The sequence below is a fragment of the Nonomuraea africana genome (assembly GCF_014873535.1).
GTDB lineage: Bacteria > Actinomycetota > Actinomycetes > Streptosporangiales > Streptosporangiaceae > Nonomuraea > Nonomuraea africana.
In genome coordinates this window covers 4,258,930-4,272,184 of the sequence record NZ_JADBEF010000001.1, presented here as the reverse complement: position 1 = coordinate 4,272,184, position 13,255 = coordinate 4,258,930, and the positions used below count along the sequence as shown (strand labels likewise).

Genomic DNA, 13,255 nt, shown 5'->3' with positions numbered 1-13,255 from the left:
CGTGCCCCTCGGGGGATCGGTGGCCGCCCGTCCATCACGCATGCTCCGTCAGGAGGAGGCGGGGATGCGCGACATCATCCGCTCCATCCCGTTGACCCAGTTGTCGCGCAGGGCCTCGGCGGCCTGGGGCAGGTCGCCGGCCATGAGGAGCTCGGCCACGCGGCAGTGCTCGGCCTGCTCGCGCTCCAGGGGCGTCTCGTCGCCCGCGAGCAGGTGGGCGTAGCGGCGCATCCCGGCCTTGACGCTGGTGATGAGATCCAGCAGGCGCTCGTTGCGGCAGCCGCTCAGCAGCAGGTCGTGCCACTCGTCGTCGTGGCGTTCTATCACCTGCTGCTCGGCGACGCTGTCGGGGAAGTCGCGGGCCAGCGTGAGTAGCTTGGGCGCGATCTCACGCAGGTAGGCGGGGTCGGAGCGCTCGAGAGCCAGCGACTCCAGCGCGGCGACGATCTCGCAGAGCTCCCTGAACTCGTTCCGGCTCACCGGCGCGAACCGGAATCCCTTGCCCTGGTTGCTTTCCAGCACGCCCTCGCCCGCCAAGGTGATCAGGGCCTCGCGCAGCGGGGTGCGGCTGACGCCGAGCTCGGTCGCCAGCGCGACCTCGTTGATGTCCGTCCCCGCGGCGAAGTCACCCCGATCGAGCCTGCTCAGCAGCTCTTCCCTGATCTGCTCGCGTAGCGGTCGCCGCTCGATCGGCATGAGGCTCCTTAGGTCTTGGCCCTGATCTGCTTAGCGCTTGACGTAATGCAAAATACTACACTATGAATTCTGAATACAGATTTACGGACATCCAGAAAGGATCAAAGGAGTGCGCCTGACCCGAGTGCCGGGGCTGCTGTTCGGCGGTGACTACAACCCCGAGCAATGGCCGGAGGAGGTCTGGGCCGAGGACGTCCGGCTCATGGCCGAGGCCGGGGTCACCATGGCCACCGTCGCGGTCTTTTCCTGGTCGCGGCTCGAGCCCGCGCCGGGCGTGTACGACTTCGGGTGGCTGGACCGCGTCCTCGACCTCCTCCACGAGCACGGGGTGTCCGCCGACCTGGCCACCGCGACCGCCACCCCGCCGCCCTGGCTGGTCAGGGCGCACCCGGAGGCCATGCCGGTCGACGCCCATGGAGTGCGGCTGGAGTTCGGGTCCCGGCAGGGATACTGCCCCAGCTCGCCGGTCTTCCGCGAGCACACCGTGCGCCTCGCGACGGCGATCGCCACCCGGTACGCCGAGCATCCGGCGCTGGCGATGTGGCACGTCGGCAACGAGTACGCCGACCACACGCTCGAATGCTTCTGCCCCGAGTCCGCCCGCCACTTCCGCGCCTGGCTGCAGGCCCGCTACGGCACGGTCGGCGCGCTGAACACCGCCTGGGGCACCTCCTGCTGGGGTCAGCACTACACGGGGTTCGAGCAGATCGAGCCGCCCCGCAAGGCGCCAGGCCCCGTCAACCCGGCCCAACTCCTCGACTGGCGCCGCTTCTGCAGCGACGCGCTGCTGGAGCTGTTCACCGCCGAGCGGGACGCGCTGCGCGAGGTCACGCCGGCCGTACCGGTCACCACGAACTTCATGAGCATCCTGCACGGTCTCGACTACTGGTCGTGGGCGGCGGCCGAGGACCTGGTGAGCGACGACGCCTACCCCGACCCGGCCGACCCCGAGTCGCACGTGGCGGTCGCCCTGAGCTATGACCTCATGCGCTCGCTCAAGCAACGCCCCTGGCTGCTGCTGGAGTCGGCGCCGTCGGCGGTGTCGTGGCGCGAGGTCAACGTGCCCAAGCCGCCCGGCATGATGCGCCTGCACAGCCTCCAGGCGGTGGCCCACGGCGCCGACGGAGTGATGTTCTTCCAGTGGCGACAGGCGAAGTACGGTCCGGAGAAGTTCCACTCGGCCCTGCTCCCGCACGGTGGCACCACGACGCGCGGCTGGCAGGACACGCTGCGGCTCGGCGCGGACCTCCAGCGGCTGGCCGAGGTCGCGGGTACCACCACGCGCGCAGAGGTGGCGCTCGTCCTGGGCTGGGACAGCTGGTGGGGTCTGGAGGCGCCGGAGTCGATGCCGTCGAACCGCCTCAAGCTCAAGGACCTGCTGCTGGCCTGGTACGCGCCGCTGCACGCCCGCGGGATCGCCGTCGACCTGGCGCCCCCGGACCGTGATCTGTCGGCCTACCGCGTGGTGATCGTGCCCAACCTCTACCTGTGTACGGCCGAGCAGGCCAAGGCGCTGGCGTCGGTCACGGGCGAGCTGGTCGTCGGCCCGTTCAGCGGCGTGGTCGACGAGTCGGACCAGGTCCACGACGGCGGCGCCCCCGGCCCGCTCCGCGAGCTGCTGGGCCTCGCGATCGACGAGTTCTGGCCGCTCGCCGACGGAGTCACCCAGCGGGTACGGGACGCCGGTGGCGACGTCGGCCTCGCCAGGACGTGGGCGGAGTGGCCGCGCGTGGTCGGCGACGCCGTGGAGGTCCTCGCCCGCTACGAGGGCGGAGACCTGGACGGCCTGCCCGCCATCACCCGCAACGGCAACGCCACCTACCTCAGCTGCCTCCTCGACGACCTCACGCCCGTCCTCGACCGCGTGCTGCACGACGTCCCGGCTCTGGACGTCCCCCTCGGCGTCGAGGCCACCCGGCGGGAGAACCACCTCTTCCTGCTCAACCACACCAGCACCCCGCAGCAGGTCGCCCTTCCGCAGCCAGGCAGGGACCTGCTCAGCGAAACCGACCTGCGAGGGGTCATCACCCTCGCCGCGCGCGACGCCGTCGTGCTCAGGATCGAAGGAGACACGTGACGCACCCGTACATTCCGAACGCCGAGCCCGGCGTGCGGGCCGAGATGCTCGCCGCCATCGGCGCGTCGAGCGTCGAGGAGTTCTACGCCGACATCCCGGCGGACCTGCGCCTGGCCCGGCCACTCGACCTCCCGGAGCCCTTCACGGCCGAGCACGACCTCGTGCGCCACATGAAGGGCCTGTTCGACCGCGTCACCGACACCGAGGAGGCGCTGAGCTTCCTCGGGCTCGGCTGCTACCCCCATTACGTGCCGGCCGTCTGCGACGAGGTGAACTCCCGGAGCGAGTTCCTGACCGCCTACGCAGGCGAGCCGTACGAGGACCACGGACGGTTCCAGGCCCTGTTCGAGTACGTCAGCATGATGGGCGAACTGCTCGAGATGGACGTGGTCAACGTCCCCACCTACGACGGCTTCCAGGCGGCGGGCACGGCCCTGCGCATGGCCTGCCGCTACACCAGTCGCTCGAAGGTGCTCGTCAGCGGGGCCGTCAGCGCCGACAAGCTGAGCAAGCTGCGCGACTTCCTCAGCCCGGACGTCGAGATCGCCCTCGCCCCGGTGGGCGAGGGCGGCGAGATCTCCGTGGCGGAGTTCGACGACTCCTTCGCGGCGATCTACCTGGAGACTCCCAACGTCTACGGTGTCGTCGAGATGCGCGGACGGGAGCTGGCCGACCTCGCCCACGCGCACGGCGCGCTGCTCGTGGTCGGCGCCGATCCCATCTCGCTGGGAGTCCTCGCCCCGCCCTCCTCCTACGGCGCCGACATCGCCTGCGGAGACATCCAGTCGCTCGGCATGCACCAGAGCTACGGCGGCGGCCACGCCGGGTACATCGCCACGCAGGACCATGAGCCCCTGGTAGCCGAGTTCCCCTCCCGGCTGTTCGGCATCGCCCCCACCAAGGTGCCCGGCGAGTACGGCTTCGGCGACGTCTTCTACGACCGCACCTCCTTCGCCCTGCGCGAGGAGGGCAAGGAGTGGGTGGGAACCGCCGCGGCCCTCTGGGGCATCACGGCCGGCGTCTACCTGGCGCTCATGGGGCCGCAGGGCATGCGGGACCTGGGCGAGACCATCCTGGCCCGCACCCGCTACGCCATGGACGCCCTCGCAGGGTCCGTCACGGTGCTGCACCGCGACGCGATCCACTTCCGCGAGTTCGCCATCGAGGTGCCCTCGAGCGCGGCCCTGCTCGACGGGTTGCGCGCTCGCGGCATCTACGGCGGCGTCCCCCTCGACGACCGCACGGTGCTGGTCTGCGTGACCGAACGCCATTCCATCACTGACATCGACCGTCTCGCCGCTGCCGTCCAGGAGGTGCTGTGAACACCGCGGAATCCTTCGCCGAGCTCCCAGTCGCGCCGAAGCCGCCGTTGCGCCGCTTCCACCAGGCCCGCTGGGACGAGCCGATCATCTTCGAGCTGTCGGCCCCCGGCCGCCGCGGCCTCGCCGTGCCGGAGCCGGGCGCCCCGCTGGTGGAACTCCCCGAGACCGTCCGCCGCGCCGAACCCCCGAAACTGCCCGAGATGTCGCAGCTGCACGTGCTGAGGCACTACCTGCGCCTGTCGCAGGAGAACCTCGGTGTCGACCTCAACATCGACGTCGGTCAGGGCACCTGCACGATGAAGTACAGCCCCAAGGTCAACGACCGGTTCGCCGCCGCGATCGCCGAGCTGCACCCGCTCCAGCACGAGGAGACCGTGCAGGGCGTACTGGAGATCTACTGGCGGCTCGAACGGATGCTGGCGGAGATCTCCGGCATGTCCAGGGTCTCCCTCCAGCCCGGATCCGGGTCGGCCGCCATCTACGCGAACATCGCCATGATCCGCGCCTACCACGCCGCCAACGGCGAGGGCCACCGCGACCAGGTCATCACCACGATGTTCTCCCACCCGTCGAACGCCGCCTGCGCCAAGACCGCCGGCTACGAAGTGATCACGCTGATGCCGGACGCCGACGGCTACCCGGACATCGAGGCGCTGCGCGCGGCCGTCGGCCCCCGTACCGCCGCCCTGATGATCACCAATCCGGAGGACACCGGCATCTTCAACCCCCGGATCAGGGAGTTCGTCGAGCTGGTGCACTCGGTGGGCGGCCTGGCCTGCTACGACCAGGCCAACGCCAACGGCATCCTCGGCATCACCAGGGCCCGCGACGCCGGATTCGACCTGTGCCACTTCAACCTGCACAAGACGTTCTCCACCCCGCACGCCTGCGGCGGCCCCGCGGCGGGCGCGTGCGGCGTCTCGGCGGAGCTTGAGCCGTTCCTGCCGGGCCCGGTCGTCACCTTCGACGGCGCCGCCTACGGGATGGAGACCCCGCCTCACTCGATCGGCAAGGTGCGCCCGTTCCTCGGCGTGACCCCCAACATCGTCCGCGCCTACGCCTGGATCATGGCCATGGGAGCCGAGGGACTGCGGCAGGTGGCCGAGACGGCCGTGCTCAACAACAACTATCTGATGCACAAGATCCTGCAGATCCCCGGCGCGTCGGCGCCGTGGGACAAGCGGCGCGTCGAACAAGTGCGCTACTCCTGGCAGGAGCTCTCGGAGGAGACAGGAGTCCACTCCGAGGAGATCGGCGTCCGGGCGGCCGACTTCGGCGTGCACTACTGGACCAGCCACCACCCGTACCTGGTACCTGAGCCTTTCACGCTGGAGCCGACGGAGTCGTACTCGAAGGAGGACCTGGACGAGTACGCCGCCATCCTGGCCCACGTGGCCTCCGAGGCGCGCACGGATCCCGAGTTCGTCAAGGGCGCGCCGTACAACCAGAGCGTGCACAAGATCGACACGACCTCGCTCGACGACCCCAAGGCGTGGGCGCCCACCTGGCGCGCCTACGTCCGTAAGCACCTGTCATGACCTCCGACGTCGCCGCCCCGCGGACTCCCGTCCCGTTCCCCGACCGCGACGTGGTGGTCGGGCTGGTCGTCAACCCGGTGGCCGGGCTGGGCGGGGCGGCGGGCCTCAAAGGCAGCGACGGCGAGCAGGTGCAGCGCGAGGCCCTGGCCCGGGGTGCGACGCCCCGGGCGGGGGAGCGGGCGGCGCGCGCCGTCCGCGCGCTCCTGGCCCGCCGCCCCGGCACCCGCGTGGTCACGGTGCCGGGCTCGATGGGCGAGCTCAGCGCCCGCGACGCCGGAGCGCCCTGCGCCCTGGTGCGACCGTCGCCCTCATCCTCGGCCGATCCCGGATCGGCCGGCGCCACCACGGCACGGGATACGCGCCAGGCGGTCGTCGCGCTCGCCGATGTCGATCTGCTGCTGTTCGCGGGGGGTGACGGGACCGCGCGGGACGTCCTCGACGCGGTCCGCGAGCTCGGCGACCAGGCGCCGCCCGTGCTGGGGATCCCGGCAGGGGTGAAGGTCTACTCGGGGTGCTTCGCCGTCAGCCCGGCCGCGGCGGGGTTCCTCGCCGCGGGGTACGCCTCCGGCCTGCGGCACGGGCCGGGGACGGCGGACGCCGGCACGGTGGAGGCCGAGGTGGTGGATCTCGACGAGGAGCGCTACCGGCAGGGGCTGGTGAGCCCGCGCCTCTACGGGAGCCTGCGTGTGCCCGCCGCCAGGGCGGCCCTGTCGGGGCGGAAGGCCGGGTCCTCAGGAGTCGTCCCCGCCTCCGTCGAGGGCATCGCGCGGGAGGTCGTGGCCCGCATGCGGCCCGGTGTCCGCTACGTCCTGGGCCCCGGCGCCACCACGCAGGCGGTCGGCCGCGAGCTCGGGCTCACGACCACGCTGCTCGGGGTGGACGTGGTCGAGGCCGACGACGGGGGCGTGCTGGTCGCGGGCGACGTCTCGGAGGCGGAGCTGTTCGCTCTCGTCACGGGCAGGGAGGCGGTCGTCGTGCTGTCGGTGATCGGCGGGCAGGGGTTCGTCCTCGGCCGCGGGAACCAGCAGGTGTCCCCCAGGGTGATCGACGCGGTCATCGGGTGCGGGGGCGCCACAGGCCGGCGGCTGCTCGTGCTGGCCACCCCGCAGAAGCTGGCCGCGTTGCGGGGACGGCCGCTGCTGGCGGACAGCGGCGACGAGGATCTCGACCGGAAGCTCAGCGGGCACGTCCAGGTGATCACCGGGTACCGCGAGAGCACGATTTATCAGATCTGTACGGCAAGTGAGGAGTTCCACGGATGAACACGCTCGAGGGCAAGATCGCGATCGTCACGGGCGGTGCCTCGGGCATCGGGCGAGCCACGGCGCTGACCTTCGCCCGCGAAGGCGCCAGGGTGGTGGTCGCCGACATCGACGGCCCCGGCGCGGAGGCGACGGTCGAGCAGATCGCCGCCGTGGCCGGTGACAAGGCCGCCGTGGCGGTGCGGGCCGACGTGTCGGACTCCGACGACTGCCGCAGGATCGTCCAGACCGCCCTCGACACGTTCGGCGGGCTGCACGTGCTGTTCAACAACGCGGGCATCATCCGCCGCACCACGGCCCTCGACCTCGACGTCGAGGAGTGGGACCGCGTCATGGCGGTCAACGTCAGGTCCGTCTTCCTCATGTGCAAGCACGCCATCCCCGCCATGACCGAGGGCGGTTCCATCGTCAACACCGGCTCCGGATGGGGCCTGAAGGGCGGTGGGAACGCCATCTCCTACTGCGCGTCCAAGGCCGCGGTGGTCAACATGACCCGGGCCCTCGCCATCGACCACGCCAGGGCCGGCATCCGGGTCAACTCCGTGAACCCCGGCGACACCGACACACCGATGCTGCGCGAGGAGGCCCGTCAGCTCGGAGAGGACTGGGCCGCCTTCCAGACCGACGCGGCCGACCGGCCGATGGGCCGGTCCGGCACTCCGGACGAGATCGCCCAGGCGGTGCTCTTCCTGGCGAGCGACGCCGCCAGCTACATCACCGGATCGGCCCTCGTCGTCGACGGCGGCGGCCTCGCCTGACCCCCGGCCCGACCCCCGGGCCCCAATCGCCTCAACACCCCCCGAACAAGCCTGAAGGAGCCACCATGAAGCGTGCGCTAGCCATCCTGGGCGTCCTCGCCCTCGCCACCACCGCGTGCAGCGGCAGCGGCGGCGGGAACGTTCCCGGCACGAGCGGCGGCCAAGGACAGGTCACCGTCCGCTGGTCCACGTGGGGATCGGCCGAGGACCTCAAGCTCTACGAGAAGTTCACCGACGACTTCCACAAGCGGCACCCCGGCATCCGGCTCAAGCTGGAGTCGGTCGCCGACTACGAGGACTACCACCCCAAGCTGCTCGCCCAGCTCACCAGCAAGACGGCGCCCGACGTGTTCTTCGTGGGCGACGACTACATCGGCAAGTTCGTCTCCGCAGGGGTGATCACCCCGCTCGACGACCAGCTGTCCGGGCCGGAGTCCAAGAGCAAGCCGGAGGACTTCTTCGAGGGCATCTACGGCGGCGCCAAGCGCGACGGCAAGATCTACGGCGTCCCCAACGACACCAACCCCGAGGTCCTCTGGTTCGACAAGCAGGCCCTGAAGGACGCCGGGATCACCGAGGACCCCGCCGCCCTCCACGAGGCCAAGCAGTGGACCATGGCGAAGTACCTGGAGATGAACGCCAAGCTCAAGACGGCGGGCAAGGCCGGCTCGATCTTCTGGAACTGGTACGGCTCGACGTACTCCATGATCAACGGCTTCGGCGGCAAGGTGTGGGACGGCGGCAAGTTCGTCGCCACCACGGACGCCAAGTCGCGCGAGGCGCTGCAGACGCTGGCCAAGGGCTACCAGGACAAGACCTTCCTCAGCGCCGACACCCTGCCCGACAGCAACGGGCCCAGCACCCAGTTCCTCAAGCACAAGGTCGGCTTCTACGCGGGCGGTCGCTGGGTGATCGACTCGTTGAAGAAGGGCGGCGAGCTGGACAACTACGACATCGTGCCGTTCCCCTCGCAGACCGGGGAGCCCATGCCCGGCGCCGTCGCCGCCTCCTACCTGTCCATCAACAAGGACACCAAGCTGCCCAAGGAGGCGTTCACGTTCCTCACCGAGTTCGTCGGCAAGGACGGCCAGCTCCTGCGGCTCAAGGGCGGCGGCGCGGTGCCGTCCGTCAAGGGCGCCGAGCAGGTCGTGCTGGAGGACAAGTACCCCGCCCACGCCCAGACCTTCCTCGACGTGCGCGACACCGGCTTCGCCAACTACGCCGAGGAGGTCTCCGTGCCAGGCCTGACCGCCGCCATCAACGAGCACCTGATGAAGGTGTGGACCGGCAAGGTCGGCTTCGACGAGGGCATGACCGAGCTGCAGAAGCTCGTCGAGAGCAAGCTGGGCTAGCCGTGGCCATCCTCACCGAGGCCCGCCCGCAGGTGGCCCGCCGGGCGAAGGGCGTCAGGAACAGGGACGGCTGGTGGGCCGCGTTCTTCCTCGGGCCACAGCTCACCCTGCTGGCCGTGTTCCTGGTCTTCCCGCTCGGGTTCGCCGTCGTGCTGGCCTTCATGCGGTGGGACGGGCTGGGCCAGAAGGAGTGGGTGGGCCTGGACAACTTCGCCGCCCAGCTCTCCGATCCTGAGTTCGGGCTGGCCGTGTGGAACACGGTCAAGCTCGCGCTGCTGACCGCGCCGTTCGGGCTCGCACTGGCGCTGCTCATCGCGGTCGCGCTGAACAGCGTCAAGGGCGGCGGCTTCTACCGCGTGCTGTACTTCATGCCGGTGGTCACCAGCTCGGTCGCCGTCGCGCTGATGTGGCAGATCATCCTGGCCGGCGACGAGCACGGCGTGCTCAACGCCTCGCTGGAGCGCTGGTTCGGCATCACCGGCCCTGACTGGCTGGGCGATCCCGGCTGGGTGATCGTGGCCATCGCGGTGGTGACGATCTGGTCGTCGCTCGGGCTCAACGTGGTGATCTTCCTGGCCGGGCTGCAGACCATCCCGCCGCAGATCGTCGAGGCGGCCAGGATGGACGGCGCGGGCAGCCTGCGCATCTTCCGCTCGGTCACGCTGCCGCTTCTCTCGCCCACGATCTTCTTCTCGACCGTGGTCGCGGTGATCAGCTCGTTCCAGGCGTTCGACCAGATCTACGTGCTGGTCAACCCGAAGTACAACGATGGCGCACGCACGATCGTCTACCAGGTCTACGAGCTCGGCTTCCAGGACTTCCAGTTCGGCATGAGCAGCGCCGCCGCGCTGATCCTGCTGGTCCTGACGCTGCTGGTGACCCTCGTCCAGTTCGCCGCGCAGAAGCGCCTCGTCCACTACGACACGTGAGGGGGTCCGGATGCGATCCCGGCAGGTAGCCCTGCATGCCGTGCTCACCATCGGCGGGCTGGCGATGCTGTTCCCGTTCGTCTGGATGCTGCTGACCTCGTTCAAGAGCGTGCGGCAGATGCTGAACAACCCGCTCGACTGGCTGCCCGACCCGTGGCGCTGGGAGAACTATCCCGACGCGCTCGCGGCGATGCCGTTCGGCACCGCGTACTGGAACAGCTTCTACATCGCCGCCATCAACGTCACTCTCACCCTGCTGACCTCGGCCATGGCCGCCTACGCCTTCGCCAGGATCAGGTTCAGGGGCTCGGAAGTGCTGTTCGTGGTGTTCCTGGCCACCCAGATGGTGCCCGCGCAGGTGACGATCGTGCCGCTCTACCTGATGCTGGCCCAGTTCGGGTGGATCGACTCGCACCTGTCGCTGATCGTGCCGTCCATCGCGAACCCGTTCGCGGTGTTCCTGCTCCGCCAGTTCATCAGGGCCGTCCCGGTGGAGCTGGAGGAGGCGGCCAGGATCGACGGCGCGGGCCGCTGGCGGTGCTTCTGGAACGTCGTGCTGCCGAACATCCGCCCCGGCCTGGGCGCGCTCGGGATCATCGCCTTCCTCGCCTCGTGGAACTCGTTCCTCTTCCCGCTGATCTTCCTGAACTCGCCGGAGCTGGCCACCGTGCCGCTGCTGCTGAGCCAGTTCTCCGGGGGGCGCACGGCGGTCGACTACGGGCTCATCCTGGCGGGCTCCGCGATCGCGGTGGTGCCCATGCTGATCGCCTTCCTGATCGGCCAGAGAAAGATCATCAACTCGATGGCGGCTTCGGGACTGGGTGGGCGCTGATGCTGGATCTGCGAGAACGCCCGTTCACTGACCGGGGCTCCCGGCTGCTGGTGATGGCGGCCGACGACGGCTCGCTCTGGATCGCCAGGGCTCTGTACGAGACCCGGCTGCGCGACACGACCGTCCTGACGGGACTGCGGCTCCTCGCGGGAGACCGGGAGCTGCCGGTACGGCAGGCGCTGCCCGACAGGGTGGACTTCGAGGGCGGCGTGGCGATGGCCTTCGCAGGTCCCGACACGATCGTGCTGACCGGCAGGGGCGCCCGGGCGGTGTGGGACGGCGGAGAGGCCGACATCGACGGCTGCCTCACGCTGGTCGGACCTCCGGTCGGCGACGGCCCGGCGGTGCTCGCGGCGGCCGCCACGCGCTGGCGTGACTGGTTCGCCGCCATGCCGTCCGTGCCCGAGGCCTTGCGCGAGCGCGCGGAGCAGGCGTGGTGGACGCTCGCGGTGAACCTGGTGCCGATCCGGGGAAGGGAGTCGCTGATCCCCTCCAAGTTCGGCTACGTCGGCCTGTGGAACTGGGACTCCTACTTTCACGCCATCGCCCTCAGGCACGCCGACCCGGCGCTGGCCAGGGAGCAGATCCGCATCCTGCTCGACAACCAGAGGCCGGACGGCCTGATCCCCGACGTGGTGCACGACCACGGGGTGCTCACCGAGACCACGGACCTGCCCCGCTCGGACCTGGCCCGCCTAGCCCAGCACGTGGGAGGGGAGCCCGTCCGGGAGGTGGTGCCGGTCACCAAGCCGCCGCTCACCGCCTGGGCCGTGTGGAAGATCCACGAGGTGGATCCCGACCTGGACTTCCTGGCCGAGGTCTACGAGCCGCTGGCTCGCTCGCAGGAATGGTGGTTCGCCCGCTCGGACCCCGACGGCGACGGCCTGGCCGAATACCTCCACCCGTACTCGTCCGGCCTGGACGACAGCCCCATCTGGGATCATGGGCCGCGCGCCGAGCCTCCCGACCTCAACGCCTACCTGGCGTTGCAGTACGACCGGCTCGGCGACATCGCCGCCGCGCTCGGCCGCGACCCCTCCGGGTGGCGGGCCAAGGCCCAGGCGCTCGTCGACCTCATGGTGGCGCGCCGATGGACCGGCACCCGCTTCGTCACCAGGGTCGCGGGGCGGGAGGCGACCGTCCGCACCCCGCTGGACCTCATGCCGCTCGTGACCGGGCGGCTCCCCGCCGCGATCGCCACCCGGCTCGTCGAGGACCTGTGCTCGCCGAGCTTCTGGGGGGAGCGTCCGGTGCCCACCGTGGCGTTCGACGACCCCAGATTCGACTCCGATGCCATGTGGCGCGGCCCGGTCTGGCTGAACGTCAACTATCTGCTGATCGACGGCCTGCGCCGGTCCGGCCACCCAGAGACGGCTCGTGAGCTGCGGGAACGCACGCTGGCGATGGTCCGCGACGGCGGCGGTCTCTACGAGTACTGGAACCCGCTGACGGGCGGCAGGGCGGGCCGGGCGACCAGCGGGTTCGGCTGGTCGGCCGCGCTCTTCCTGGACCTGGCCCAGGAGGACCCGCCCGGGTAGGCGTAGTGACCGCCGTCCGGGGCGCGATCCCGAGTGGGGACGCGCCCCGGAGAGGTCAGGCGAGGCCGGCTTCGGCACGGAGGAGGGCGGAAAGGCGGTCGCCCGAGGCGAGCAGGCCTTTGTGCGCGAACCACGTGGCCACGTTGCGGGCGTCACGGTCGAGGAAGTCGGGGCCCGTCGGGTGGGCGACGACGTCGACGATCTGCGGCAGGTCGATGATCACCAGCCGCCCCTCGTCCACCAGCAGGTTGTACGGCGACAGGTCGCCGTGCGCGAGCCCCTCCCTGGCCATGGTGACCATGACCTCGACCAGCTGCTCCCAGAGGTCGTCCAGCCCCTCGTCCACCGTCGCCAGGCGCGGGGCCGCGTAGCCGTCGGGGGTGCCGATGAACTCCTGGAGGATCTCCGTGCCGAGGATCTGCACCGGGTACGGCACCGGCAGCCCCAGCTTCCACAGCCTCACGAGGGCCGAGAACTCCGCCTGCGCCCACTGTCCCGCGATGACCTGCTTGCCGAACGCCGTGCGGGACGACATCGCCCTGCTGGCGCGCGAGTCGCGCATGCGGCGGCCCTCGAGGTATCCGGAGTCGCGGTGGAAGAGCCGGTGGTCGCTGGAGCGGTAGCGCTTGGCGGCCAGCAGGCAGACCCTGTCGGTGCCGGGCACGCCGCGCGAGATGAGGTGGACGTCGGCTTCCTTGCCGGTCTTGAGGATGCCGAGCTCGGTGTCGACCGCGGCCAGCTCGGTGACCAGCCAGTCGGGATGCGGTTGGGGGCCGCGCTCGGTCGGGGTGCTGAGGTCCCAGGTGGACCAGCGGTCGCCCGAGGGGGGACCGTCGAGGTCCACGGGGTTGCTGTCGAGCCACTCGAGGTCGTCGGCGTCGAGACGGTGCTTCTTCGGCACGGTGGTGATCTCCTGATGAGAATGCCCACCGGCGCGGCGATCAGGTCAGC

Annotated in this window: 11 protein-coding genes; 9 read left to right on the top strand and 2 right to left on the bottom strand. The window is 70.4% G+C overall.

Features of this window, described 5'->3' with window-relative positions; all coding sequences use genetic code 11:
- Nucleotides 1–48: 48 nt before the first annotated feature.
- Complete coding sequence (locus H4W81_RS20210) at nt 49–696, bottom strand: GntR family transcriptional regulator (RefSeq protein WP_192776243.1); 648 nt, start codon at nt 694–696, stop codon at nt 49–51.
- Nucleotides 697–805: 109 nt separating this feature from the next.
- Here H4W81_RS20210 and H4W81_RS20205 point away from each other — a divergent pair, with 109 nt between their 5' ends.
- From H4W81_RS20205 to H4W81_RS20165, 9 genes are all read left to right on the top strand, one after another.
- The gene (locus tag H4W81_RS20205) at nt 806–2,773 is read left to right on the top strand and encodes a beta-galactosidase (protein WP_192776242.1); all 1,968 of its coding nucleotides are present in this window, start codon (nt 806–808) and stop codon (nt 2,771–2,773) included.
- On the top strand, nt 2,770–4,095 hold the full coding sequence (gene gcvPA, locus H4W81_RS20200; RefSeq protein WP_192776241.1) for an aminomethyl-transferring glycine dehydrogenase subunit GcvPA: 1,326 nt from the start codon (nt 2,770–2,772) through the stop codon (nt 4,093–4,095). Before H4W81_RS20205 ends, gcvPA begins: the two co-directional genes overlap by 4 nt.
- The gene (gene gcvPB / locus H4W81_RS20195) at nt 4,092–5,633 is read left to right on the top strand and encodes an aminomethyl-transferring glycine dehydrogenase subunit GcvPB (protein ID WP_192776240.1); all 1,542 of its coding nucleotides are present in this window, start codon (nt 4,092–4,094) and stop codon (nt 5,631–5,633) included. Before gcvPA ends, gcvPB begins: the two co-directional genes overlap by 4 nt.
- On the top strand, nt 5,630–6,895 hold the full coding sequence (locus H4W81_RS20190) for an ATP-NAD kinase family protein (RefSeq protein WP_192776239.1): 1,266 nt from the start codon (nt 5,630–5,632) through the stop codon (nt 6,893–6,895). Before gcvPB ends, H4W81_RS20190 begins: the two co-directional genes overlap by 4 nt.
- Nucleotides 6,892–7,653 carry an SDR family NAD(P)-dependent oxidoreductase gene (locus H4W81_RS20185; protein ID WP_192776238.1) on the top strand — a complete coding sequence of 254 codons (762 nt, stop codon included), beginning with the start codon at nt 6,892–6,894 and terminating at the stop codon, nt 7,651–7,653. Before H4W81_RS20190 ends, H4W81_RS20185 begins: the two co-directional genes overlap by 4 nt.
- Nucleotides 7,654–7,718: 65 nt before the next feature.
- Complete coding sequence (locus H4W81_RS20180; protein WP_192776237.1) at nt 7,719–9,005, top strand: ABC transporter substrate-binding protein; 1,287 nt, start codon at nt 7,719–7,721, stop codon at nt 9,003–9,005.
- A gap of 2 nt (nt 9,006–9,007) precedes the next feature.
- Nucleotides 9,008–9,934 (top strand): carbohydrate ABC transporter permease, encoded by a 927-nt coding sequence (locus H4W81_RS20175; protein WP_192776236.1) that lies wholly within the window; start codon nt 9,008–9,010, stop codon nt 9,932–9,934.
- Between the two features lie 10 nt (nt 9,935–9,944).
- On the top strand, nt 9,945–10,766 hold the full coding sequence (locus H4W81_RS20170) for a carbohydrate ABC transporter permease (protein ID WP_192776235.1): 822 nt from the start codon (nt 9,945–9,947) through the stop codon (nt 10,764–10,766).
- Entirely contained in the window at nt 10,766–12,304 is a 1,539-nt protein-coding gene (locus H4W81_RS20165; protein WP_192776234.1) for an amylo-alpha-1,6-glucosidase, read from the top strand. The genes H4W81_RS20170 and H4W81_RS20165 overlap by 1 nt, the downstream gene beginning before the upstream one ends.
- A gap of 55 nt (nt 12,305–12,359) precedes the next feature.
- Here the strand turns inward: H4W81_RS20165 and H4W81_RS49400 are convergent, their stop codons facing one another.
- A complete protein-coding gene (locus H4W81_RS49400) occupies nt 12,360–13,205 on the bottom strand; it encodes a serine protein kinase RIO (protein ID WP_318781841.1) in 846 nt (281 codons plus the stop codon).
- Nucleotides 13,206–13,255: the final 50 nt, after the last annotated feature.